This window comes from Plantactinospora sp. CA-290183 (genome assembly GCF_050936375.1).
Classification (GTDB): domain Bacteria; phylum Actinomycetota; class Actinomycetes; order Mycobacteriales; family Micromonosporaceae; genus Plantactinospora.
On the sequence record NZ_JBNJMX010000039.1, the window covers coordinates 1 to 23,074 of the forward strand.

Genomic DNA, 23,074 nt, shown 5'->3' on the forward strand with positions numbered 1-23,074 from the left:
ATGCCCGAGCTCCGGGCGACGCTGGAGGGGCTTCCCGCCGGGCGGCCCCGACCGGTGGTCGTCCTCAGCGGCCCCTCCGCCGAGGGCAACCGCTACCGGAAGGTGCTGGGGCCGGTGGCCCACGTGGTGGACGACGGTTACATCAAGTCCGGTCAGGGCGTCGTACGGACGTTCAAGGTTCACAGTTTCCCGACGATGCTGGCGCTCGGCGGCGGCGTCGTACGCCGGGCCGGTACGACGCTCGCCGAGTTGGCGCTGGAACGGACGTGACCCGGCAGTCGCACCCGGACGGTCAGGCCACCGCCGGGACGCGGGGCCGCCGCGAGCTGACCACCGTGCGCGAGGCTGATCGACCGGACGATCGACAGTCCCAGGCCGGCTCCGCCGCCCACCCCGTCGCCGGTACGCGGGGCACCCAGGCGCTGGAACGGCTCGAAGATGACCGGGATGTCCGCCTCGGTGAGCACCTTCGCGCCGGTGTTGCTGACCATCAGCCAGGCACCGCCCTGCTCGGCGGGGCCCAGCGCGACGTGCACCCAGCCGCCCGGCGTGTTGTGCCGGATGCCGTTCTGCACCAGGTTGCGGACCAGCAGCTCCAGCAAGGTCGGGTCACCCTGGGCCGTCGCGGGCCCCGGATCCACCTGGATCCCGATCCCGGCCGAGGACGCCTCGGCGGTCAGCTCGGAGGTGACCCGCAGCGCGATGCCGGCCAGGTCGACCGGCCGCGGCGTGATCCGCGAATATTCGCTGCGGCCCAGCACCAGCAGCGCGTCGGTGAGTTCGCGCTGCTGGTCGTTGATGGTGAGCAGGGCCGCGCCGAGCCGCCGCGCGTCCGGGCTGGCGTCGGAGCGGCCGAGGGCGACCTGGATCAGCGTCCGGCTCGCCGCCAGCGGGGTACGCAGCTCGTGGGAGGCGTTGGCGACGAACCGGCGCTGGCCGTCGAACGCCCGGTCCAGCCGCTCCAGCATCTCGTCGAACGTGTCGGCCAGCTCCTTCAACTCGTCCGCCGGGCCGGCCAACCGGATCCGCTCGCCCAGGTTGCGTTCCGCCACGCCCCGGGCGGTCTCGGTGATCCGGTGCAACGGCCCGAGCACCCGGCCGGCCATCACCCAGCCGGCCCCGACCGACAGCAGGCCGACCGCCCCGGTGGCGACCAGCGAGGAGAGGAGGAGCTGTCGCAGCGCGGCCTCCTGCATCGCCCGCTGCTCGGCCAACCGGCCCAGCCAGAAGTCCCGCTTCATCTCGGGCAGGCTGTTCGCGTCGAGCATCATCGCCGAGTTGATGTCCCGCAGCCCGGTGGTGAGGGTGTGCCGGGCGAGCAGGTAGCCGGCGCCGACCAGGAGGAGCCCGGCCACGAAGAACATGCCGCCGTAGAGCAGGGTCAGCCGGGTACGGATCGAAGTCCGGTGCCGTCCCATCACGGCACCCGGTAGCCGACGCCGTGCACCGTCTCCACCACCGGCGGGTCGCCGAGCTTGCGCCGCAGGCTGACCATCGTCACCCGGATCACGTTGGTGAGCGGGTTGACGTTCTCGTCCCAGGCCTTCTCCAGCAGCCGCTCGGCCGAGACGACCGCACCGCCGGCCCGGAGGAGTTCTTCGAGGACCGCGAACTCCTTGCGGGAGAGCCGGATCTCGGCGTCCCCCCGGCGTACCTCCCGGCGGTGCGGATCGAGCTGGATCCCGGCCCGGGAGAGCACCGGGGCCAGCGGCGGGGTGGAGCGCCGGGCGAGCGCCCGGATCCGGGCCACCAGCTCGGTGAAGTCGAACGGCTTGGACAGGTAGTCGTCGGCGCCCAGGGTCAGCCCGGCCACCCGGTCCGGTACCGCCGACGACGCGGTCAGCATCAGCACCCGGGTGCCGCTGCCCGATCCGGCCACCGTGCGGCAGACGTCGTCACCGTGTACGCCCGGCAGGTCGCGGTCCAGCACCAGCACGTCGTACTCGTTCACCGCCACCCGTTCGGTCGCCGCCGCGCCGTCGTACACCACGTCGACGGCCATCGCCTCGTGGCGCAGCCCCTCGGCGATGGTGTCCGCCAGCACCCGGTGATCCTCGACGATCAGAACGCGCACCGAACCTCCTCGCCACGATGTGATACCAGGTTCCCGAATAACCTGCCCAATATAACTCCGTACCGGGGCCGGTGGTCGACGGCAGAATGGACACCTCGTACCACGAGGGTCAGGAGACCGGCCGGCGCTAACAATTTTCTTATATTTTCGCTAGCCCTTTCCTTACCCCCTTTCCGATAACTTGTCAGCGTTGGAATTGAACGCCCGCCGGCCGGCGGGGTTGATGATCGAAAGGGTCCTGCCATGTATGCGCGACGCGCGCGGAAGAATGTCATCGGGACAGCACTCCTGGTGGCCCTGCTCGGCCTCGCCGGCTGCGGCGGCAGCGACGACGACGCCGGGGGGATCGCCACCGCAGGCGAGAGCACCGCGTCGGCCCCGGCCGGCGCGTCCGGCCCGCCACCGGCCGCGGACGAGGCCGAGCGGCAGCGGCAGTACCTCGCCTGCCTGCGTTCGCACGGGGTCCAGGTCGCCGACCCGGAGCGCGGCAAGCAGGTCGAGTTGAACGAGGACCGCCCGCAGGACAAGCAGGCGGCCCAGGCGTGCCGGCAGTACCTGCCGACCAACGCGAACGCCGGCAAGGGCGACATCGGCGCGCTGCGGGAGTACTCGGCCTGCATGCGCGAGAAGGGGCTGGCCGACTTCCCCGACCCCGACCCGGAGCGCGGGCTGCAACTGCCCAAGACCCTGCTGAACGATCCGGCGTTCAAGGCGGCGGACCAGGAGTGCGGCCAGGGCGTCAAGTCCGGCGGCGGAGGCAGCTGATGACGGGACCGATCCAGCCGGCGCCGCCCGACCCGGGCGGCGCCCCGGCGCCCGGGTCCGAGCCACCGGCGACGCCCCGGAGCCGGGGACGGTGGCGGGTGCCGGTGGGTGCCGCCGCCGCGGCGGCGCTGGTCGCCGGCGGCATCGGCGCGGTCTACCTGACCCGGGACGCCGGGCCGGCGACAGCACCGGGGACACCGCCGGCGGCGACCGCGACCATCGTCCGCACCGACCTGGTCGAGACGGTCACCATCGACGGGGAACTCGGCTACGGCACCGCGGCACCGCTGTTCAACCGGCTCGCCGGCACCGTGACGAGCGTCCCGGCGGAGGGTGCCACCATCCGCCGGGGTGGCACCCTGTACGCGCTGGACGCCCGTCCGGTCCTGCTGATGCTCGGCTCGCTGCCCGCGTACCGGACGCTGGAGGCCGGGACCCGCGGCAGCGACGTCGAGCAGTTCGAACGGAACCTGCGGGAGCTCGGCTACACCGGCTTCACGGTCGACCGCAGCTACACCTCCGCGACCGAGCGGGCGGTGCAACGGTGGCAGCGCGCGCGGGGTCTGGACGACACCGGGGAGGTCGAGTTGGGCCGGGTGGTCTTCCTGCCCCGCGCCGTACGGGTGGCGCAGGTGACCGTCCGGCCGGGTCGACCGGTCACGCCGGACGCCTCCGTGCTGTCCTACACCGGCACCTCGCGGGTGGTGACGGCCGACCTGGAGGTCGCCGAACGGTCCCTGGTCAAGGGCGGCGAGCAGGTCTCGATCACGCTGCCGGGGTCGAAGACGGTGTCCGGCACGGTCTCCCGGGTGGGCACCGTGGCCACCGCCGAGCAGGCGGAGGAGGGGTCCGGCCCGGCCGGCGAGGAGGGCTCGGGTTCGGCGGATCCCACCGTCTCGATCACCTGCTCGGTTTCCGACCAGCGGGCCCTGGGCGACCTGGACGGGACGCCGGTGCGGATCGCCCTGCCGCGCGAGCGGCGGGACGACGTGCTCGCCGCGCCGGTCGCGTCGCTGCTGGCGCTCCGCGAGGGAGGCTACGGCGTACGGCTGGTGGAGGGTGATGCGAACCGGATCGTGCCGGTGCGGACCGGGCTGTTCGCCGGCGGTCTGGTCGAGGTCTCCGGACCCGGCCTGACCGAGGGCGTGACCGTCGAGGCGGCACCGTCGTGAGCCCGGCGATCGAACTCGACGGCGCCACCCGGACCTATCCGGGTGGGGTGACCGCGCTCTGCGACGTCTCACTGCAGATCTACCCGGGCGAACTGATGGCGATCGTCGGGCCGTCGGGCTCCGGCAAGTCCACCATGTTGCACCTGCTCGGCACGCTGGACCGGCCCACCACCGGCAGTGTCCGGGTGCACGGCCGGGACACCGGGGAGCTCAGCGACCGCCAGGTGTCCGCGCTGCGGGCCCGCCGGATCGGCTTCGTCTTCCAGCGGTTCCACCTGACGGCGGGGGTACCGGCCCGGGACGTGGTCGCCGACGGGCTGCTCTACGCCGGGGTGCCGCTGCGGCAGCGCCGGCTCCGCGCCGAACGGACGCTGACCGGGCTCGGGCTCGGGCACCGGCTGCGGCACCGCCCGCACGAGCTCTCCGGCGGAGAGCGGCAGCGCGTGGCGATCGCCCGGGCGATCGTGGGCGCGCCGAGCATCGTGCTCGCCGACGAGCCGACCGGCAACCTCGACACCCGCTCCGGAGACGACGTGATGGACCTGCTGGCCGGACTGAACCGCACGGGTACGGCGATCGTGGTGATCACGCACAACCCCGTTCTGGCCGCCCGGTTGCCCCGGCGGGTGGAGCTCGTCGACGGCCGGATCGTCTCCGACACCCGTCAGTCCGTGCCGGGCGGTGTCCGATGAGCGAGGATGTCGCCCCGGCCCGCCTCGGCGGACGGGACCTGCTGCGGGTCTCCGCCGCGGGGCTGCGGTCCCGACCGTTGCGGGTGGTGCTCTCCGCGCTGGGCATCGCCGTCGGCATCGGCGCCATGGTGGCGGTGGTCGGCATCGCCGCCTCCAGCCGCGCCCAGTTGGACGCCACGCTCTCCCGGCTGGGTACGAACCTGCTCACCGTCGCCCCGGGCAAGACGCTGTTCGGCGAGAACGCCCAGTTGCCCACGGAGTCGGTCGGGATGGCGGCCCGGATCGGGCCGGTCCTGGAGGTGTCGGCCACCAGTCGGGTGACCGGTGCGCGGGTGTACCGCAACGACCGGATCGACCCCGACCGCAGTGGTGGGATCAGCGTCCTGGCGGCGCACACCGACCTGCCGGTCACCGTGGGCACGTCGGTGGTGGCCGGGGTCTGGTTCAACGAGGCCACCGCGTCCTATCCGACCGCTGTCCTCGGTCGGGATGCGGCCCGGTCCCTCGGCATCGACCGGGTGGACCCGGACACGCAGATCTGGTTGGGCGGGCACTGGTTCACGGTGATCGGGATTCTCGGCGACGCGCCGCTGGCGACCGAACTGGACAGTGCGGCGCTGGTCGGATGGCCGGTGGCGCAACAACTGCTCGGGTCGGACGGGCACGCCACGACGCTGTACCTGCGTTCCACCGACGAGGCGGTGGACGCGGTGCGGGACGTGCTGCCCCGCACGGTCAATCCGGCGAACCCGGAGCAGGTCGCGGTGAGCCGTCCCTCCGACGCGCTGGAGGCACGGGTGGCGGCGAACCGGACGTTCACCGGCCTGCTGCTGGGCGTCGGCGCGGTGGCGCTGCTGGTCGGCGGCATCGGCGTCGCCAACACCATGGTCATCTCGGTGCTGGAGCGGCGCGGGGAGATCGGACTCCGGCGGGCTCTCGGCGCCACCCGGACCCACATCTGCCTCCAGTTCCTCGGCGAGGCGCTGTTGCTGTCCGCCCTCGGCAGCCTCGCCGGCCTGGTGGTCGGCACCGCGACCACCGCCGGCTACGCCATGACCCAGGGCTGGCCGGTCGCGGTGCCGGGTTACGCGCTCCTCGGCGCACTCCTCGCCACGCTGGTGATCGGCACGCTCGCCGGCTCCTATCCGGCGGTGCGGGCCGCCCGGCTCTCCCCCACGGAGGCGCTCCTGACCGATTGAGTCCTCGGCAGGGCCGGCGCCCGCGCGGGGTGGAGGGTCGAGCCACCACCATTTCGCGACGTTCCCGGTTCACTATTTGCCATGAGGAAAACTGTCATGACAGTTACGCAATCACCGGAAGGAGGCGGTGCCACAGAAACGGCACAGGTCCAGGAATTATGGCCAGCTCATGGGCCCGTTACCCGGCCGGTTGCCGTCGTGCATCGACCATCACACATGCTGCCCCGTATACTTCCCGCAGATGCGAACGCTACGTTTGCGGCAGCCACGACTCGGGGGCATACGTGGATGGTGAACAACGTCCGGATCTGTCGAAATCAAGCGAAATACCGCGGCTCACGCGCGATGCGGTTGCGCTATACAAGCTGGCGGTCACGATGCCGGGATGGACCACGGTGGACGCATTGCAACATGCCGGACTGGATGAGGCGCGGCTCACTCCCGCACTCCGGTTGCTCAAATGGTTCAAACTGCTCCAGCCCTCGCTCGACGACACCCGCGAGTGGGATCCGCTGGCACCCGACGCCGCGCTCGCCGAGCTGCTGGCCGACGACGAGGTCGAGCTGAAACGCCGGCAGGCCAGGGTCGAGCTGATCCGCAGCGAGATATTCGGGTTGCTGCCGGCGTACGCCGAGGCCAGGCGGGCCCGGGAGGCGTCGGAAGGCGTCGACACGGTCGGCGACGAGCTGCTGATCCGGAAACTGTTGGGTGAGTGGGTACGCCGCAGCACCCAGGAGATCTCCGTGGTCCACCCCGGCAAGGTGGGGGACCACCGACGGCTGGCCGACGTGTTGAAGCGGGATCCGTCCGCCCTGCGGGCCGGGGTGCAGATCAAGATCGTCCTGCCCGACTCGACCGCACCGCACGCGCCACCCCAGGAGTACGCCGCGGCGGCGCTCTCGAGCGTGGAGATCCGCACCGCCCCGGTGGTACCGCGACATCTCATCCTGTTCGATCGCGAGGTGGCGTTCGTGCCGTTCGAGCGGAAGGCGTCTGCCGGTGCCGTGCTGGTACGCGAGCCGGCCATCGTCGACAACCTCGTCGCGAGCTTCGAACTGCTCTGGACGACCGCCCTGCCGTACCCGCAGTGGGCGGACCAGGAGGACGCCCGCGACGTACTCCAGCAGACGATCCTGAAGCACCTGGCGCTGGGCGAGAAGGACGAGGTCATCGCCCGGCGGCTCGGCCTCTCGGTGCGGACCTGCCGGCGGCACATCGCGTCGATCATGGAGAAGCTGAACGCCAGCAGCCGGTTCCAGGCTGGTCTGCTCGCGGCCCGCCGGGAGATGATCGACGTCGGCAACGGCGAGGAGGACGGGGCGGAGTGCATGCCGGCGCACGGACGCCGGCCCTGCGCGGTCGCGCAGCCGCGCGGTGCCCCGTGCGACATGCGGCCCTGACCGTTCCGGTGGTCCTGGCCGTGGCCGGGAGGTAGCGCCGCGATCGAGGCGGGTGGCGCCCGGCCACCGGCCGGGCGCTACCCTCCGGCGACGGGGCACCGACTCGGCGCCGGTCCGCTCACCGGGCCCGCCGTCAGGCCGCGAGGACGAGAGGGGACGGGCCATGCTTGTCGACTGGCCACTGGACCGGTTGCGCGACTACCTGCCGGCTCGGGACGAGCCGGCCGACTTCGACGAGTTCTGGGCCGGCACCCTCGCCGAGGCCCGGGACACGGGCACACCGGCCCGGTTCGAACCGTACGACGCCGGGCTGTCGACCGTCGAGGTCTTCGACGTCACGTTCCCCGGCTTCGCCGGCCAGCCGGTACGCGGTTGGTTCCTGCTCCCCCGGCACGCCACCGGCCCGCTGCCCTGCGTCGTGGAGTACATCGGGTACGGCGGCGGGCGCGGGCTGCCGCACGAGTGGCTGGCCTGGAGCGCCGCCGGCTACGCCCACCTGGTGATGGACACCCGGGGGCAGGGCAGCAACGGTTATCTCGTCGGCGACACCCCCGACCCCGACCCGGTCGGGCTGCCGCAGACCCCCGGTTTCATGACCCGGGGCCTCGCCGATCCGCGGCACTACTACTACCGGCGGGTCTTCACCGACGCCGTACGCGCGGTGGACGCGGCGCGCGCCCACCCCCGGGTCGACCCGGGACGGGTCGCGGTGACCGGCGGCAGCCAGGGCGGCGGGATCAGCCTCGCCGTCGCCGGGCTGGTCGACGGCCTCGCCGCCGCGATGCCCAACGTGCCGTTCCTCTGCCACTACCGGCGGGCCACCGAGATCACCGACGCGATGCCCTACCAGGAGCTGGTGAAGTACCTGAAGACGCATCGGGGCGAGGTCGAGCGGGCGTTCCGCACGCTCAGCTACTTCGACGGGGTCAACTTCGCCGCCCGCTGCGACGCCCCGGCTCTCTTCTCGGTCGCGCTGATGGACGACATCTGCCCGCCGTCGACGGTCTTCGCCGCCTACAACCACTACGCGGGCGCGGAGAAGGACATCACGATCTGGCCGTACAACGGGCACGAGGGTGGCGCCGGCTTCCAGTTCCCCCGGCAGGCCGCGCTGCTGCGCCGGCTGCTGGGCGACGCCGCGGCGGCGGCCGACGGTAGGGCCACGGCGCCGGTGGTGCCGCACGCCCGGCGGAGCTGACCGGGACCCGCTGGCGGAGGAGCGGGGTCGACCCGGACAACCCGGCGTAAAGTACACAGGTTTCCGCGGTTTCGGCGTGTCGACGTAACGCCACGGCGCCCAACGGAAAGCTCGCACCCACGATTCTGGTTGACGCCGGCCCGGCTGGGTACCGTCCCGGGTACCTCGGCCCCGGCGATCTCTGGAGGTGCCATGACGGACGGTCCGTTGCGCGATCAACGGACGGAAACACAGCATGGTCTCGTGCTGCTCCAGACCGCCTTCGACTCCGAGCGCATGTCTGCGGTACGCCAGATGTTGACCCGCTGCCTGACCGCTGCCGGACTGCCGGACCAACGGCTCGACGACTTCGTGACGGCGATCAACGAGGCGATGAGCAATGCCGTCCGACACGGCGGCGGCGACGGTGAGCTGCGGCTCTGGCGTGAACGAGACCTGGTGTGTGAAGTCTGGGACAGCGGTCCCGGCCTTTCCGAGACGTTGCCCATCCCCCGCTCGCGCCCCGAGCCGTCCGCACAGGGCGGCATGGGGCTCTGGCTGGCCCGGGAGCTCACCGACTCCATCGACGTCGTCAGCGACGGCGACGGGGTCCGGGTACGGATGGTCATGGCCTTCCGGCCCGGTCCCGACGGTGCCGGATGACCCTGCCGCGCTGCCCGCCCGCCCCGCCGGCATCGCCCGGCTACTTCACCGCACCCGCCGTGAGGCCCTGGACCAGGAAGCGCTGCAACATCAGGAAACCGACCGCCACCGGTACGCTCACCACAAGTGACGCTGCCATCACCTGGTTCCAGTAGACGCCCGCCTGGCTCGAGTAGAGCTGGAGTCCCACCGGAAGCGTCCGGCTCTGCTCGCTCGTCATGATCGACGCGAACAGCACCTCGCTCCAGGCGGTCACGAAGGCGTAGATCGCGACGGCCACGATCCCCGGCATCGCGACCGGCACCACGACCCGCAGCAGCGCCCCGACCGGACCGGCCCCGTCGACCAGGGCCGCCTCGTCCAGCTCGCGGGGGATCGAGTTGAGGTAGCCGACCAGCATCCAGATCGAGAACGGCAGCGAGAAGGTCAGGTACGTGACGACCAGGCCGAACCGGGAGCCGTAGAGGGTGATCCCGGTGAGCTGGTCGATGTTGACGTAGATCAGGAACAGCGGCAGCAGGAAGAGGATGCCCGGGAACATCTGCGTCGAGAGCACCGTGACCGAGAAGAGGCCGCGTCCCGGAAACCGGAACCGACTGATCGCGTACGCCGCGAAGACAGCCACCAGCACCGACAGCAGTGCCGCCGCCGAGGAGACGATCACGCTGTTGACGAAGTAGCGGCCGAGCGGGATCGTCCGCCAGATGTCGGCGAACGGCCGCAGCGTCACCTCGGTCGGGATCCAGCGGAACTCGTTCTGCACGTCCCGCAGCGGTTTGGCCGCCGAGGTCGCCATGACGTACAGCGGGAGCAGGACCAGGCCGGCGAAGAAGGTCAGCCCAATCCAGCGGACCCAGCGGAACCAGCGGGGTTCAAAGAGCACGGCGGCGCCCCCCGGCGGTCAGCAGCAGGTACCCGACGGTGACCACCAGCAGGAAGAGCAGCAGCAGGACGGACATCGCCGAGCCGAGGCCGAAGTTCCAGGTCACGAACGAGCTCTGGTAGATGTGGATCGAAATGAGGTCGGCCTCGTCCGGCGCCGCCGGCCCGAACAGCACGAACGGCGTGCTGAAGTCGTTGAACGTCCAGAGGAACAGCACGAGAACCAGCACGAGGTTGACCGGCCGCAGCATCGGCAGCGTCACCCGGCGGATCTGCTGCGCCGGGCCGGCACCGTCGATCGCCGCCGCCTCGTACATCTCGGTGGCGATGTTCTGCATCCCGGCCATGATGATCAGGAACGCGAACGGCCAGTGCCGCCAGAGCGACACCGCGACGACGGCGACGAAGCTGCGGTCGCCGATCAGCCAGAACGGCCGGTCGTCGGCGAGGTGCAGGTTCTCCACCAGCAGGTGGTTGATCATCCCGGTGTCCCGCTGGAACATGAAGCTCCACGCGATGACCGCCGCGTACGCCGGCAGCGCGTACGGGACGAGGAAGAGCGTACGGAGCAGTCCCCGGTTGCGCATCGGCCGCTGGAGCAGCAGCGCCGCCACGAAGCCGAGCAGCCAGGAGCCGGCGACCACCAGTACGGCGTACGCGACCGTGATCCAGAGCGAGCGGAGCAGCGAGGCGCCGATCGCCGAGTCGACGTCCAGCGCCACCCGGTAGTTGCGCAGGCCGGCGTCCGGCGCCGCGGCCCAGTCCCGGATGAAGAACTGGGTCAGCTCGCGGAAGCTCATCCAGACCCCGACGGCCATCGGCACCAGGTGGACGAGCAGTTCCAGGACGAGCGCCGGCAGCAGGAGCAGGTACGCCAGGCCGGGCCGGCGCCATCCGGCACCGGCCCGCCGTCGGGTCCTGGGGCGGCCCCGCGGGGGCGGCGCCCCAGGCGCGGAGGGCCGTTGCGCCGTGGCGGCGCGGTCAGCCACCGGTGCCCATCTCCTGTTGTGCCTTGGCCAGCGCCGCCGCCACCTCCGGTTCGCCGACCGGCTGGCCGCTGGCGACCCGGGCGAAGAGGTCCCGCATCGCGCTGCCGACGGTCGTCTCGAACTGGCTCTCCTCGGGCACCTGCGGCAGCGGCGCGGCGGTGGTGGCGAGCACCTGCTGGAAGATCTTGATCTGCGGGGTCTGGAACGCCGGGTCCGTGTAGGCGTCGGCCACCACCGGCAGCGATCCGAGGGCCTTGTTCAGGGTCTGCTGCTCCGCCGTACTGGTCAGGAACTTCACCAGTTCCAGGGCGCCGTCCCGGTTGTCGGTGTTCTTGAAGACCGAGATGTTGATCCCGGCGACGTGACTGTTGACCCGCTTGCCGCCGGGCGGCAGCGGATCGGCGATCGGGATCGGCGCGATGCCGTACTCGTCGGGCTTCATCCCGGCGGCGGCGAGCAGCCCCATGGCGTTGTTCTGCCAGAGCAGCATCGCCGCCTTGCCGTTGGCGAAGTCGTTGATCGGCTGGGTCGGGGTGGTGTACTCGGCGTTGCTCGGGTTGACGATCTTGTCGACGGCCATGAAGTCGATGAACTGCTTCACCGCCATCACCTGGTGGTGGGTGGTGAACTGCGGCTTGCCGGCGCCGTCGAAGAGTTCCGCGCCGTGCTGCTGGCCGAAGATGAACGCGTGGTGGGCGTTCTCGGTGTAGCTGGCGCCCTCCAGCGCCAGACCCCACTGCCCGCCCCTGGTGAGCCGCTTCCCGGCCGCCACGAACTCGGTCCAGTTGGCCGGTGGGCTGGTGATCCCCGCCTCGGCGAAGAGTCTCCTGTGGTAGAAGAGCCCGTACGCCAGACCGTAGAGCGGCACCGAGGTCGGCGGCTTCCCCGCCGCGCCGGTCGCCGCGAAGCTCGGCCCGAGGAAGCGTTCCGGCCCGCCGAGTGCGGACAGTTCGGCCCCCTCGAACGGCAGGAAGGCGCCGGTGGCCTGGAGCGACGCGGACCAGGTGTTGCCGATGTTGAGCACGTCCGGGCCCTGCCCGGAGGCGGTGGCGGCCAGGATCCGGTTGAGCAGGTCCGGCCAGCCGATCACCTCCAGCTCGACCTTGATGCCGGTCTGCTGCTCGAACCGGTCCAGCGTCGGTTGCAGGATCTTCCGGTCCTCCTCCAGGCTGGGCCCCTGGTTGCTGGCCCAGTAGGTGAGGGTCTTCCCGTCCCCACCGCCGCCGTCGTCCCCGCAGGCGGCCAGTGGCATCAGCAGGAGCACGGCCGCGGCGGTCGCGCCGACCTTCCGGAATCGCATGTCAACCCCCAGGACACCATCGCCGAAGCGACCGGCGAGCGACTCGGCCGCCATCGGTTAATAGAAATTCATCGAACGGTATGTGTCAACGTAAACCGTCCGGTACGCAGCCCCGCTTCTCGGCGCACCTGGGCCGGTCGCCCGCGACTGGCTCGTCCGTCTGGGCTGGGGCCGATACTCGCCGGATAGCGCGACCGAGCTCCTGCACACGCACATCACCCGACCACACCGGCTGGTCGAGCCGTCGAAGGCCCCCTCCCCACCGCGTCGCGGGACCGCCCTGCCGGGGAGAGAAGCCAGGACGGGCCTGCCCTGTGGAGAAAGCCAGGACGGGCCCGCCGGCATCGCGACTAGCCGGTGACGCCGACCACTCGGTAGTAGCCCAACGGGGTCGTGTAGTCGATGCTCGTGTAACCGATTCCCGCACTCGGGCTCATGGCCGAATACAACTGCCCGCCGCCCGCGTAGAAGCCGACGTGGCCGCTGTAGAAGATCAGATCCCCGACCTTGAGCTGGCTGCGGCTGACCCGGATGGCGTCACGGCTCTTGAGATTGCCGAGGTCAGCGTTGTTGTTGTTGGCCTCCGAACGCGCCCACTCGTACTGCTGGGCCGACGACCTGACGCTGCCCCATCCGGGGAAGTTGGCCACGCGGTTGTAGGCGTACTTGACGAGGCCCGAGCAGTCGTACGCGTCCGGACCCTCGGCGCCCAGGACGTAACGCTTGTCAATCTGGTTGAGGGCGTACTGGTAGGCGAGCCGGGTGTAGTTGTAGGCATTCTTCGTCACCGAACACGTGGTCCCCTGGGCACTCGTGCCGTTGCTGACCTTCACCTCGACGTGGTTGAACTGGGCCAGCCCGGCCGGGTCCCAGGAGTTGCCGCCGCCACTGACCGAGTCGTCGTAGCCGCCATTGATCACGAACGCCACGTCACCGTTCTGGAAGACCCAACTGGTGCCAGCGCCGGACTCGTCCCTGGCGGCGATCTTGATCACCGGTGACTTGCCGTCCGAACTGGTGTCGGTCAGTTCCCAGTGCACCTTGGCGGAGCGGGTCCCCTCCCACTCGATTTGGATGACCCCGCGAGCCCCCGGGCAACCGACCGGGATCTCGAGGCTCGGGTTGCCGATCGGAGCAGCCGCGGCCGGAGACGCCGTGGCGAAGCTGGTGGCAACGAAGGCCGGTACGGCGAGCAGGACAACCAGAAGTGACCGGTGCGGTCGGGCGGTTTTCTTCGCGACCATTCGACTCTCCCCTGTTCGTTCGTCGATCGGACGTCAGGGAAACTAGGGGTCCGCGTAGTGTTGACGGCTCCCGTACCGCGCCCGTACCGCGCCGCCCAGCGGTCGTCTCCGGGTACGACGGCGACGCCGCCGAGAACGTCGGTACGGCCGACGGCTACGGCGACAGCCCCCGCCCGCCTACCTGCCGAGGAGGGCAAGCCCGTGCTGTCAGTGGGTGCCGCACCAGGCAAGCACCCGGGCCGGCGCGTCGACCATGATCTGGCGTACGACCTCCGGGCCGAGCCGCGCCCGCAGCCGGGGCAGGAACCGCTCCGGCAGGTACGCCAGCCCCGGCATCCCGCCGTACCCGACGTACCGGCTGCGGCGGGCGACGTCGCCACCGAGCAGCAGGTGCCCGGCCATCCCCTCCCCGCACACCGCCGCGATCAACTCGATCAGCGCACTGTCCGGCCGCTCCCGGTGCCGGGCCATCCCGTCGTAGCCGAGGTACGCGCCCCGCTGTGCAAGCTCCACGTGCAGCCCCGGGTCCGGGTTCCGGTCCGCGTGCGCCAGCACCACCCGCCCCGGCTCGACACCGTCCGCGCCGAGCAGGTCGAGCACCTCGTGCGCGGCGCTGCCGTGTTCGAGGTGGACCATCACCGGGGCACCGGTCGAGCGGTGCGCGGCAGACACCGCCCCGAGGACCCGCCGCTCGAACGGACTGATCGACCAGTACCCGATCCCCGCCTTGAGCAGCCCGGCCCGGACCGGCCGCCCGTCCGGGTCCAGCGCGACGGCCGTACCGCCGAGGGCGTCGGAGTCCGGCGCGATCGCCGTACCCCCAGGGGTTGACCCGATGTCGCGGGCCGGGCAGCCGTCGACGAGGTCGGCGCGGAACCGCGCGGCGAGCACCGGCTCGGACGCCCGGAGCAGCGGGTGCTCCGGGCGGTAGTGCGCCTCGCGGTGCGCCCCGGTGGTGGCGACCACGTGCAGCCCGGTCGCCGCGCTGACCCGGGCCACGGCCGCCGGATCGCGCCCCAGCCCGACCGGCGTCGCCTCCACCATCGCGGTGATCCCGGCGCCGAACAGCAGCCCGGCCTCCGTCGCGCTGGCCGCCTCGTCGTCCAGCTCGTCCCCGGCCAGCAGCGGGCTGACCTGGAACAGGTGCTCGTGGTAGTCGGTCGGTCCGAGAACCGCCGGCGACACGTCGCCGAGCACGGTCCGGACGAAGCTCACCGGACCGCCTCGGCCGCCGCCGACAGCCGCTCGACCGTCGCCGCGTCCAGGTCGATGTCGAAGACCTCGGCGATGACCTGGCTCCAGCCGTGGATGAAGTAGCGCCATCCGTCGACCACGGTCACCCCGCGCTCCGCCGCCTGGGCCCGCGCCTGGTGCAGGAACTCCAGGCTGCCCCGGTAGTTGAACTCCCAGGCGTACCCGTGCCGGGGCAGGGTGGTCCCGGCCGGCAGCGGCGAGCCGGGGCGGTCCTTGCCCAGCCCCGTCGCGTTCACCACCAGGCTGCCCTCCGGCGCGGCGTCGAGCAGTTCCGGCACGTCGTACGGCCCGGTGACGTGGACGTACCCGATCAGCCGCTCCGGGATGCCGCCGCGCTGCGCGACGGCCCGGAGCTGGGCGAGCCGGCCCGGATCGGTGTCGGTGCAGACGATCCGGGCCGGGCGGTCGGCGCGCTGGGTCAGGTACCAGACCAGCGCCGTCCCGGCGCCCCCGGCGCCCAGGCAGATCACCTCGGCACCGGTTGCCGCGAAGTGCTCGGCCGGCAGGAACTCCTCCAGCGCCAGCCCGGCGGTCAGCGGATCCTTGGCGTGCCCCAGTAACCGGCCGTCCCGCTTGGCAATGCTGGAGATCTCGCCGCAGAGCCGGGCGAAGTCGTCCAGCTCGTCGAAGAGGTGGTGCGCGGCCTGGTAGAGCCGCAGCTTGTGGGTGGTCACCAGCGCCCCCCGGTGCGCCGGGTCGTCCCGGATCCGCCGGACCAGCGCCCGGTAGGCCAGGTCGTCGGCGTCCAGCGGCAGGTCGTGGCCGAGCAGCCGGTCGGTCGGCAGCCCGAGGATCTCCGCCCAGCTCGGGAAGACCCGGTTGATCGAGGAGCTTCCGGTGGTGACGCCGACAAAGCCCATGTGGCCGCCCGGTGCGTCCGGTGCCGTCCCACCCGTCATGCCGACCCCCCGGATCCGGTTCGCGCGGTCGCCGGCACCGGATGCGCCGGCGTCTCGCCGCGCAGCACGGCGAGCAGGTCGGCCACGGCGAGCGCCCCCATCCGGTCCACCGCCTCAACGGTCTGCGCGCCGAGGTGCGGCGTCAGCACCACCCGGTCGGCCAGGTCGGCGGCGAGCAGCGGCGACTCGGCGGCACGGCCCGACTCGGTGCCGAGAGTGTCCGCCGCGTACCCGCCCACCCGGCCGTCACGCAGCGCCGCCGCGAGCGCCGACTCGTCCACCAGGTCGGCCCGGGCGGTGTTCACCAGCACCAGCCCCGCCCGGCAGCCGGCCAGCCACCCCTCGTCGACCAGTGCCCGGCCGCCCGGCGCGTGCAGCGAGACCACCCCGCACCGGGCGGGCAGCTCGGCCAGCTCCCCCGCCGGCTCGGCGTCCGCCGCCCGGATCGCGGCCGGGTCCACCATCGGGTCGTACGCGAGCACCCGGGCGCCGAACCCGCGCAGCCGGCGGGCCACCGCCCGGCCGATCCGGCCGAAGCCGACGACGCCGCAGGTCAGCGCGCCGAGTTCGCGGCCCCGGAAGACGCTCCAGTCGCCCGCGCGGACCCGCCGGTCCCCGGCGGGGATGCCGCGCAGCGCGGCCAGGAGCAGCCCGACGGTGAGGTCGGCGACCGCCTCGCTGTTGGCCCCCGGGGTGTTGGTCACCACCACACCACGGGCCGCCGCCGCCGGCAGGTCCACCGAGTCCACCCCGACGCCGTACCGGGCCAGCACGGCGAGCCGGGGCGCGGCCGCCAGGTGGGCGGCGGTCACCGGGCCGGTCCCGGCGATCCAGCCGACCGTCCCGGCGAGCAGCGGGCGCAGCGCGTCGAGGTCGTGGTCGGCGGGCCCGCGCACCACCGTCAGGCCGGCCCTGCGCAGCTCGCCGAGCGGGTCGCGGGAGCCGGACGAGAACGACCGGGAGGTGACCAGCACCTGACCGTCGCGGGTCACGCTCACCGCGCACCCCCGCCCCGCCGTGCGAACCACGGCTCCAACCGGCGGTACGCGTCGAGGAAGACCCCGTGCCGCTCCCGGTAGTCGGCGTGCCGCCCCGGATCGGGGGCGAACTCCGCCGTCACCTCGGAGAGTTCCCGGGCCACCCCGAAGTCGTCCACCAGGCCGAGCCCGACCGCCGCGGTGACGGCGGCGCCGAGGCTGTTCGCCTCCTCCACGATGGAGCGGCGCCGCACCGGGCAGCCCCAGACGTCGGCGAGGATCTGCAACCACACGTCGCTGGCCGCGCCACCCCCGATCGCGTCCACCCGGTCCACCGCCGCGCCGTGCTCCCGGAACGCGTCCACGCAGGTGAGCAGGTTGAACGCGACGCCCTCCAGCACCGCGCGGGTCAGTTCGGCCCGGTCGTGGTGCCGGCGGATCCCGACGAACGCCCCGGCGGCGTCCGGGTTCCAGTACGGCGACCGCTCGCCGAGCAGGTGCGGCAGGAAGTAGAGCCCGTCGGCGGCGGCGTCCGCCGTCCGGGCCGCGCCGACCAGCCGGGCGAACCGCGCCCCGTCCCCGCCCGGCTCCAGCACGTCGGCGATCCACTCCAGCGACGCTCCACCGGCCTGCATCGTGGCGGTCGGCACGAAGTGCCCGGGTACCACGTGGTCGAAGGTCATCGTCCGCATCGCCGGATCGTGCAGGGGTGCGGTGGCGGCCAGCGACACCCAGGAGGAGGAGCCGAGATAGCAGTACGCGCCGTCGGCCGGCGAGACCACTCCGGCGCCGACCGCCGCGAGCGGGCCGTCCCCGCCGCCCATCAGCACCGTCGTGCCGGCGCGCAGTCCCGTCGCCTCCGCCGCCGCCGCGGTGACCGTCCCGACCACGGTGGTGGAGGGGACGATCTCCGGCAGCAGCCCCGGGTCGAGCCCCGCCGCACCGAGCACCGTCTCGGACCAGGTCCCCCGCTCCTGGTCGTAGGCGTTGGTGGAGGAGGCGTCGGAGGGGTCGGTGCCGAGCCGGCCGGTGAGCCGGAGCACGGCGTAGTCCTTGGCGAGGCAGACGTACCTGGTCGCGGCGAAGACCGCCGGCTCCCGGTCGCGTACCCACATCACCTTCGTGATCGAGTACGTCGGGTTCAGCCGGTGCCCCAGCAACCGGTACGCCTCGGCGGCGCCGATCCGCTCCACCAGGGCCTCGCACTGCTCGGTGCTGCGGGTGTCCGCCCAGATGATCGCCGGGCGCACCGGCCGGTGTGCCGCGTCGAGCAGCACCGCCCCCATCATCTGCCCCGAGATCGCCACCCCCCGTACGGCGGCGGGGTCCACCTCGTGCCGGGTGAGCAGCGCCCGCGTCGCGCCGGCCAGCGCGGTCCACCAGTCCTGCGGATCCTGTTCGGCGACGCCGCCCGGGGCGAACCGGGTGGGATAGGTCAGGGTGACCGAGCCGATCAGGGCGCCGGTGTCGGAGTGCAGCGACGCCTTGTCGCCGGTGGTGCCGAGGTCGTGGGCGATCAGCATGCTCAGGCCGCCCTGCCCCGGGTGAGCCGCCGGCCCTGGAGCTGGTCGAACCCGACGGCGACCAGGATCAGCGCGCCGATCGCCACCTGGAGCCAGAACGGGTCGATGCCGAGCAGGGTGCCGCCGTTGTTGAGCAGCCCGACGATCAGCGCGCCGACCAGGGCGCCGAGCGCGGTGCCCCGGGCGCCGAAGAGGCTCGCCCCGCCGATCACGCAGGCGGCGATCGCCTGCAGCTCGTAGCCGGTGCCGGCCGTGGGCACCCCGTTGCCGAGCCGGGACGCCAGCAGGATCCCGCCGAGCGCGGCCAGGGTGCCGGCCAGCGCGTAGACGCTGAGCAGCACCGCCTTGACGGGTACGCCGGTGAGCCGGGCCGACTCGGGGTTGGAGCCGACGGCGTAGATGTAGCGGCCCCAGATGGTGCGCCGCAGGCCGAAGCCGACCAGCAGCGCGATCAGCAGGGTCAGCCAGATCAGGTTGGCGACCCCGAGGAACTCGCCGCCGGCGATCCGGGTGAACGAGGCGGGCAGCGGCTGGATGGTCCGGCCGTCGGTGTAGAGCAGGGTGAGTCCGCGGGCCATGCCGAGGGTGCCCAGGGTGACGATGAACGGCGGCATCCGCAGGATCGCCACCAGGACGCCGTTCACCAGCCCGACCGCCGCACCGGCGAGCAGGGCGAGGACGACCGCCAGCAGCACGGACCCGCCACCGGCGGTGTCGAAGACCATCTTCGCGGCGATCACACCGGAGAGCCCGACCACCGAGCCGACCGAGAGGTCGATGCCGGCGGTGAGGATCACCAGGAGCTGGCCGATCGCGATGATGGCGTAGATGGACACCTGCCGGCCGAGGTTGTCCAGGTTGGTGCCGGTCAGGAAGGTGTCGGTGGCCAGGCTCAGCCCCAGGGCGAGCACGACCAGTACGGGCAGCCCGCCGAAGCCCCGGCCGAGCAGGGCGCCGACCCCGATCACCTCCTTCTCCCCGGTCCCGGCCGCCTGCTCAGCGGACTCCCCCGCTGCGCCGGTGGGCGGGGCGGTGGTCGGGTCTGCGCCGCCGGCCGTGGTGGTGGGATCCTCCGCAGCGGCCGGGCTGGCGTTCTTGTCGAGGGTCATCGGGACTCCAGGGGTGCTTCGGCGGAAATCGGGGCCGACAGGTCGGCCCGGGACGTCGGCGGGCTGGTGAGCCGGAGGATCTCCTCCTCGCCCGCCTCGGCGGCCGGCAGGTCGCCGACGATGCGCCGCTGGCGCACCACGACGATCCGGTCGCAGAGGCCGAGCAGCTCGGGCAGGTACGAGGAGACCACCAGCACGGCGAGGCCCTCCCGGGCCATCTCGGCGATCGCCTGGTAGATGTCGGCCTTGGCGCCGACGTCGACGCCCTTGGTCGGCTCGTCCAGCAGCAGCACCCTGGCGCCGGTGCCGAGCCAGCGGGCGAGCAGCACCTTCTGCTGGTTGCCGCCGGAGAGCGAGGTCACCGGGTCGTCGAACGCACCGTACTTCAGGCGCAGGCCGCGCACCGCCTCCCGTACGTGCGCTCGCTCGCGGGCACCGCGCAGCACCGGGCCGCTCGACACCCGGCCGAGGCTGGCGATCGAGACGTTGGCCTCGATGGAGAGCTGGAGCAGCAGCCCCGACTCCTTGCGGTCCTCGGTGAGCAGGGCGATGCCGTGCCGGGCCGCCGTCCGGGGCGAGCCGGCGGGCACCGGAACCCCGTCCAGGAGGACCTGCCCGCCGTCGACCGGGTCGGCGCCGAAGATCGCCCGGACGATCTCGGAGCGGCCGGCGCCGAGCAGCCCGGCCAGCCCGACGATCTCACCCCGGCGCACGGTCAGGTCGACCGGTGCCGCGAAGCCGGGGATCCGCAGGTCGCGTACCTCCAGCCGGGGTGGGCCGGGCTCGGGGCGTACGCCGGGATAGAGGTTCTGCACCGGGCGGCCGACCATCGCCTGGATGAGCGAGTCGTGGTCGTACTCGGCGACGGGGCGGGTGGCCACCAGCCGGCCGTCGCGCAGCACCGTGACCCGGTCCCCGACCGCGAACATCTCCTCCAGCCGGTGGGTCACGTAGAGCACGGTGTGGCCGGCGTCCCGCAGTGCGGCGACCCGCTCCAGCAGGGCGTCCGCCTCCCGCTCGGAGAGCGCGGTCGTCGGCTCGTCGAAGATGACCAGCTTGGCCCGGGTGCCGAGGACCCGGGCGATCTCGACGAGCTGCCGGGTGGCGGTCGGCAGGGCGCGTACCGGCTGGTCCAGGTCGAGATCGGTGAGGCCGACCCGGGTCAGGTGCTCGCGCGCGACCCGGCGCTGCGCGGCCCGGTCCACGATGCCGAACAGCCGGCGCGGAAAGCGTCCCATGGTGAGGTTGTCCAGCACGCTGAGGTCCGGCAGCAGGCTCAGCTCCTGGTAGACCACCCCGATGCCGGCGTCCCGGGTCTCCACCGGGGACGGGCGGGGGCCGATCTGGACCCCGGCGACCCGGTACTCGCCCCGGTCCCGGGCGACGGCGCCGGTGAGCACCTTGATCAGCGTCGACTTTCCGGCCCCGTTCTCCCCGGCGAGGCAGTGCACCTCGCCGGGGAGCAGGTCCAGGTCGACGTCGTCGAGCGCGGTGACCGGGCCGTACGTCTTGGTCACCCCGCGCAGCCGGACGACCGGTACGGCCTGCCCTTCCTGCATGACGTGCCTCCTTCGCGGGTGCGTCGACCCGGCTCAGCCCTTGGTCTTCGGCGGGTTGAGCAGCGCCTTCAGTTCCTCGGCGTCGACGTTGCTCTTGTCGACCAGCACCGCGCCCGGGTCCAGCCGCTGCGGCGCGTTGGTGCCGGCGACCGCCATCGCGGCCTCGACCACGCCCTGGTAGCCGAAGAAGAACGGATTCTGTACGACGATGGCGTCGATCCCGCCGGTCCGGACCGCCTCCACCTCGGCGGGGTCGGAGTCGAAGGCGACCACCGCGACCCGGTCACCGACCCCCTTCTCCTGGACCGCCTTGGCGGTGCCGACGCCGGAGGTGTTGTTGTCGGCGAAGATGCCGGCCAGGTCGGGCACCCGGGTCAGCGCGTCGTTGACCTGGCCGACCGCCTTGTTCAGGTCGTTGTCGTTGACCAGCGTCTGCACGATGCTCGCCTGCGGGCACTTCTCGGCGAGGCCCTGCTTGAACCCCTCGAAGCGGTCGATCAGGACCTGCACGCCGGAGACCGCGGACTCGTGCAGCACCTTTCCGTCCGGCTTGCCGGCCTGGGTGATCAGTTCGCAGAGGCGCTGTCCCGCCTGGGCGCCGGCCTTGACGTTGTCGGTGCCGATGAAGCCGTCGTGCTGGGTCTGGACCGCGTTGTCCACGATGACCACCCTGACCCCGGCGGCGCGGGCCCGGTCGATCACGCCGTTGAGCGCGGTGGACGAGTTGGGGGCGAGGACGATGCCCTTCGCGCCGCGCGAGATGGCGTCCTCCACCAGCCGCACCTGCGGTTCGATGTCGGCCTCGGAGGTGGGGCCGAAGAGGTCCAGCTCGACGCCGAGGTCGGTGCCGGCCTTCTTCGCACCGGCCAGCATGGACTGCCAGAACTCGGACTCGGTCGCCTTGACGATGACGTCGATCTTCGTACCGGCGATGGCCGACGCGGCCGGCGCGTCGCCGCCGTCGCCACCGGAGTCCGACGCGAGGACGCGGCCGACCACCACACCGGCGGCCAGGGTGACGACGGCGGCCAGCCCGGCGACGCCGAGTGAGACGCTCTTCGTTGCCATGGGGTCTCCTGTTTTCTTCGAGGGACGAGCGGGGGGGTCGGCTAGTGGGGTGCGCCGGCGGACCCCGGCTCGGCGGCGCGGTAGGGGACCAGGTCGACGCCCGAGGCGCCCCGGCGGGCCCGCAGGCCCATGCCGTGTTCGAGCACCCAGCCGTAGTCGTGGCCGGCGCTGCCGGGGTAGACGGCGAGGAACCGGTACGGCTCGTCGCCGACGTTGACGCTGCGGTGTGCCCAGCCCGGCGGGATGTAGCCGATCACTCCCGGGGCCATGTCCAGCCACTGCGCCCGTTCCCCGTCGAAGAGCAGCAGTCCGCCCCGGCCGTCGAGGCCGAGGTAGATCTCGCCCTGCGGGTCCGGGTGCTGGTGGCCCTTTGTCATCCAGAACTCCCCGCCGGTCTGGCCGGGATAGATCGTGGTGATCGACTGCGGCAGTTCCCGGGGGGTCTCGGGCACCGGGGACGAGGAGACCGTGTAGACCAGCGGGTCGCCGTCCGCCACGGCCCGTTCCCAGGCCCCGGTGTCGGCGAAGAGACCGGCCAGGTCGGACATCCGTCGCTGGAGCGTCGGTCCCGGCGGCTCCAGCGTCTGGTTGGACTCGCCGAAGCGGATCGCGAAGGGCTCCAGCGGCGGGGTCGCGCTTCTGCTCACGTCATCTCCGGTTCCGGTTGTGTTTCCGGACACTGTCGTCCTGTCATTACAGGATGTCAAGAGGTACGACGGCATCGGCGCACCGGCAGGCGGGGCGGACGGAAGGAACGACGGCGGCGGGGTGGCCGCGGGTCAGGACATCACGATCACGAGCGGACTGCCGGCCTGGCCACCGGGCGCGCGGGTCAACTCGACCTGGAAGCGGCTGCGGTCGCCCCGGTGCAGCGCGAGGAAGCTCTCCACCGGGCGGCCCGACTCGCCGAGACTGACGCTGCGCAGCACCAGCACCGGATCCCCCCGGCGGACGCCCAGCAGCCTTGCCTGGGTCGTACTCGCCACCGCCGCCTCGACGGAGCGGATCCCGCGGACCAGCCGGACGCCGTACGCGGATTCGAGCACCTCGTAGAGGGAGCGGTCGGTCAGGTCCTCGTGCACCAGGCCCGGGGCGAGCGCCGCCGGCAGATGGGTGACGGTCCAGACC

At 72.3% G+C, this 23,074-nt stretch carries 23 protein-coding genes; 8 read left to right on the forward strand and 15 right to left on the reverse strand.

Annotation, left to right across the window (positions count from 1 at the left end):
* Nucleotides 1–270 (forward strand): hypothetical protein (locus ACQEUR_RS24605; RefSeq protein ID WP_433035559.1); only part of this gene is annotated, 270 nt, incomplete at its 5' end.
* On the opposite strand, the gene ACQEUR_RS24610 is transcribed toward ACQEUR_RS24605, so the two are convergent.
* Together ACQEUR_RS24610 and ACQEUR_RS24615 are read right to left on the reverse strand one after the other, a co-directional pair.
* Entirely contained in the window at nt 180–1,418 is a 1,239-nt protein-coding gene (locus ACQEUR_RS24610) for a sensor histidine kinase (RefSeq protein WP_433035562.1), read from the reverse strand. The two genes, ACQEUR_RS24605 and ACQEUR_RS24610, sit on opposite strands and share 91 nt — an antisense overlap.
* Complete coding sequence (locus ACQEUR_RS24615; RefSeq protein WP_433035565.1) at nt 1,418–2,074, reverse strand: response regulator transcription factor; 657 nt, start codon at nt 2,072–2,074, stop codon at nt 1,418–1,420. The genes ACQEUR_RS24610 and ACQEUR_RS24615 overlap by 1 nt, the downstream gene beginning before the upstream one ends.
* A 243-nt stretch (nt 2,075–2,317) precedes the next feature.
* Here ACQEUR_RS24615 and ACQEUR_RS24620 point away from each other — a divergent pair, with 243 nt between their 5' ends.
* From ACQEUR_RS24620 to ACQEUR_RS24650, 7 genes are all read left to right on the forward strand, one after another.
* Nucleotides 2,318–2,839 carry a hypothetical protein gene (locus ACQEUR_RS24620; protein WP_433035568.1) on the forward strand — a complete coding sequence of 174 codons (522 nt, stop codon included), beginning with the start codon at nt 2,318–2,320 and terminating at the stop codon, nt 2,837–2,839.
* Entirely contained in the window at nt 2,839–4,011 is a 1,173-nt protein-coding gene (locus ACQEUR_RS24625) for a peptidoglycan-binding protein (protein ID WP_433035571.1), read from the forward strand. The genes ACQEUR_RS24620 and ACQEUR_RS24625 overlap by 1 nt, the downstream gene beginning before the upstream one ends.
* Complete coding sequence (locus tag ACQEUR_RS24630) at nt 4,008–4,703, forward strand: ABC transporter ATP-binding protein (RefSeq protein WP_433035574.1); 696 nt, start codon at nt 4,008–4,010, stop codon at nt 4,701–4,703. Before ACQEUR_RS24625 ends, ACQEUR_RS24630 begins: the two co-directional genes overlap by 4 nt.
* Nucleotides 4,700–5,902: an ABC transporter permease gene (locus ACQEUR_RS24635; RefSeq protein ID WP_433035577.1), complete on the forward strand. Its 1,203-nt coding sequence runs from the start codon at nt 4,700–4,702 to the stop codon at nt 5,900–5,902. The genes ACQEUR_RS24630 and ACQEUR_RS24635 overlap by 4 nt, the downstream gene beginning before the upstream one ends.
* Nucleotides 5,903–6,297: 395 nt before the next feature.
* Nucleotides 6,298–7,302 (forward strand): LuxR C-terminal-related transcriptional regulator, encoded by a 1,005-nt coding sequence (locus ACQEUR_RS24640; RefSeq protein ID WP_433035580.1) that lies wholly within the window; start codon nt 6,298–6,300, stop codon nt 7,300–7,302.
* Nucleotides 7,303–7,465: 163 nt separating this feature from the next.
* Nucleotides 7,466–8,500, forward strand: a complete 1,035-nt coding sequence (locus ACQEUR_RS24645; RefSeq protein WP_433035583.1) for an acetylxylan esterase — start codon at nt 7,466–7,468, stop codon at nt 8,498–8,500.
* A gap of 192 nt (nt 8,501–8,692) precedes the next feature.
* Nucleotides 8,693–9,142, forward strand: a complete 450-nt coding sequence (locus tag ACQEUR_RS24650) for an ATP-binding protein (protein WP_433035586.1) — start codon at nt 8,693–8,695, stop codon at nt 9,140–9,142.
* A 40-nt stretch (nt 9,143–9,182) separates the two neighbouring features.
* On the opposite strand, the gene ACQEUR_RS24655 is transcribed toward ACQEUR_RS24650, so the two are convergent.
* From ACQEUR_RS24655 to ACQEUR_RS24715, 13 genes are all read right to left on the reverse strand, one after another.
* Nucleotides 9,183–10,025, reverse strand: a complete 843-nt coding sequence (locus ACQEUR_RS24655; protein ID WP_433035589.1) for a carbohydrate ABC transporter permease — start codon at nt 10,023–10,025, stop codon at nt 9,183–9,185.
* Complete coding sequence (locus ACQEUR_RS24660) at nt 10,015–11,013, reverse strand: carbohydrate ABC transporter permease (RefSeq protein WP_433035592.1); 999 nt, start codon at nt 11,011–11,013, stop codon at nt 10,015–10,017. The genes ACQEUR_RS24655 and ACQEUR_RS24660 overlap by 11 nt, the downstream gene beginning before the upstream one ends.
* On the reverse strand, nt 11,006–12,313 hold the full coding sequence (locus ACQEUR_RS24665) for an ABC transporter substrate-binding protein (protein WP_433035595.1): 1,308 nt from the start codon (nt 12,311–12,313) through the stop codon (nt 11,006–11,008). The genes ACQEUR_RS24660 and ACQEUR_RS24665 overlap by 8 nt, the downstream gene beginning before the upstream one ends.
* Before the next feature lie 350 nt (nt 12,314–12,663).
* A complete protein-coding gene (locus tag ACQEUR_RS24670; protein ID WP_433035598.1) occupies nt 12,664–13,557 on the reverse strand; it encodes a C40 family peptidase in 894 nt (297 codons plus the stop codon).
* A gap of 207 nt (nt 13,558–13,764) precedes the next feature.
* Nucleotides 13,765–14,772, reverse strand: a complete 1,008-nt coding sequence (locus ACQEUR_RS24675) for a phosphotriesterase family protein (RefSeq protein ID WP_433035601.1) — start codon at nt 14,770–14,772, stop codon at nt 13,765–13,767.
* Nucleotides 14,769–15,710, reverse strand: a complete 942-nt coding sequence (locus tag ACQEUR_RS24680; RefSeq protein ID WP_433035604.1) for a shikimate dehydrogenase family protein — start codon at nt 15,708–15,710, stop codon at nt 14,769–14,771. Before ACQEUR_RS24680 ends, ACQEUR_RS24675 begins: the two co-directional genes overlap by 4 nt.
* Entirely contained in the window at nt 15,707–16,708 is a 1,002-nt protein-coding gene (locus tag ACQEUR_RS24685; RefSeq protein WP_433035607.1) for a phosphoglycerate dehydrogenase, read from the reverse strand. Before ACQEUR_RS24685 ends, ACQEUR_RS24680 begins: the two co-directional genes overlap by 4 nt.
* Nucleotides 16,705–18,210, reverse strand: coding sequence for a xylulokinase (xylB, locus tag ACQEUR_RS24690; protein ID WP_433035610.1), 1,506 nt, complete (start codon nt 18,208–18,210; stop codon nt 16,705–16,707). The genes ACQEUR_RS24685 and xylB overlap by 4 nt, the downstream gene beginning before the upstream one ends.
* A gap of 2 nt (nt 18,211–18,212) precedes the next feature.
* The gene (locus ACQEUR_RS24695; protein ID WP_433035613.1) at nt 18,213–19,319 is read right to left on the reverse strand and encodes an ABC transporter permease; all 1,107 of its coding nucleotides are present in this window, start codon (nt 19,317–19,319) and stop codon (nt 18,213–18,215) included.
* Nucleotides 19,316–20,878, reverse strand: a complete 1,563-nt coding sequence (locus tag ACQEUR_RS24700; protein WP_433035616.1) for a sugar ABC transporter ATP-binding protein — start codon at nt 20,876–20,878, stop codon at nt 19,316–19,318. The genes ACQEUR_RS24695 and ACQEUR_RS24700 overlap by 4 nt, the downstream gene beginning before the upstream one ends.
* A 33-nt stretch (nt 20,879–20,911) precedes the next feature.
* The gene (locus ACQEUR_RS24705) at nt 20,912–21,946 is read right to left on the reverse strand and encodes an ABC transporter substrate-binding protein (protein WP_433035619.1); all 1,035 of its coding nucleotides are present in this window, start codon (nt 21,944–21,946) and stop codon (nt 20,912–20,914) included.
* A 41-nt stretch (nt 21,947–21,987) separates the two neighbouring features.
* Complete coding sequence (locus ACQEUR_RS24710; RefSeq protein WP_433035622.1) at nt 21,988–22,593, reverse strand: glucose-6-phosphate isomerase family protein; 606 nt, start codon at nt 22,591–22,593, stop codon at nt 21,988–21,990.
* Between the two features lie 132 nt (nt 22,594–22,725).
* The coding region (locus ACQEUR_RS24715; protein WP_433035625.1) for a GntR family transcriptional regulator at nt 22,726–23,074 on the reverse strand (349 nt) is incomplete at its 5' end.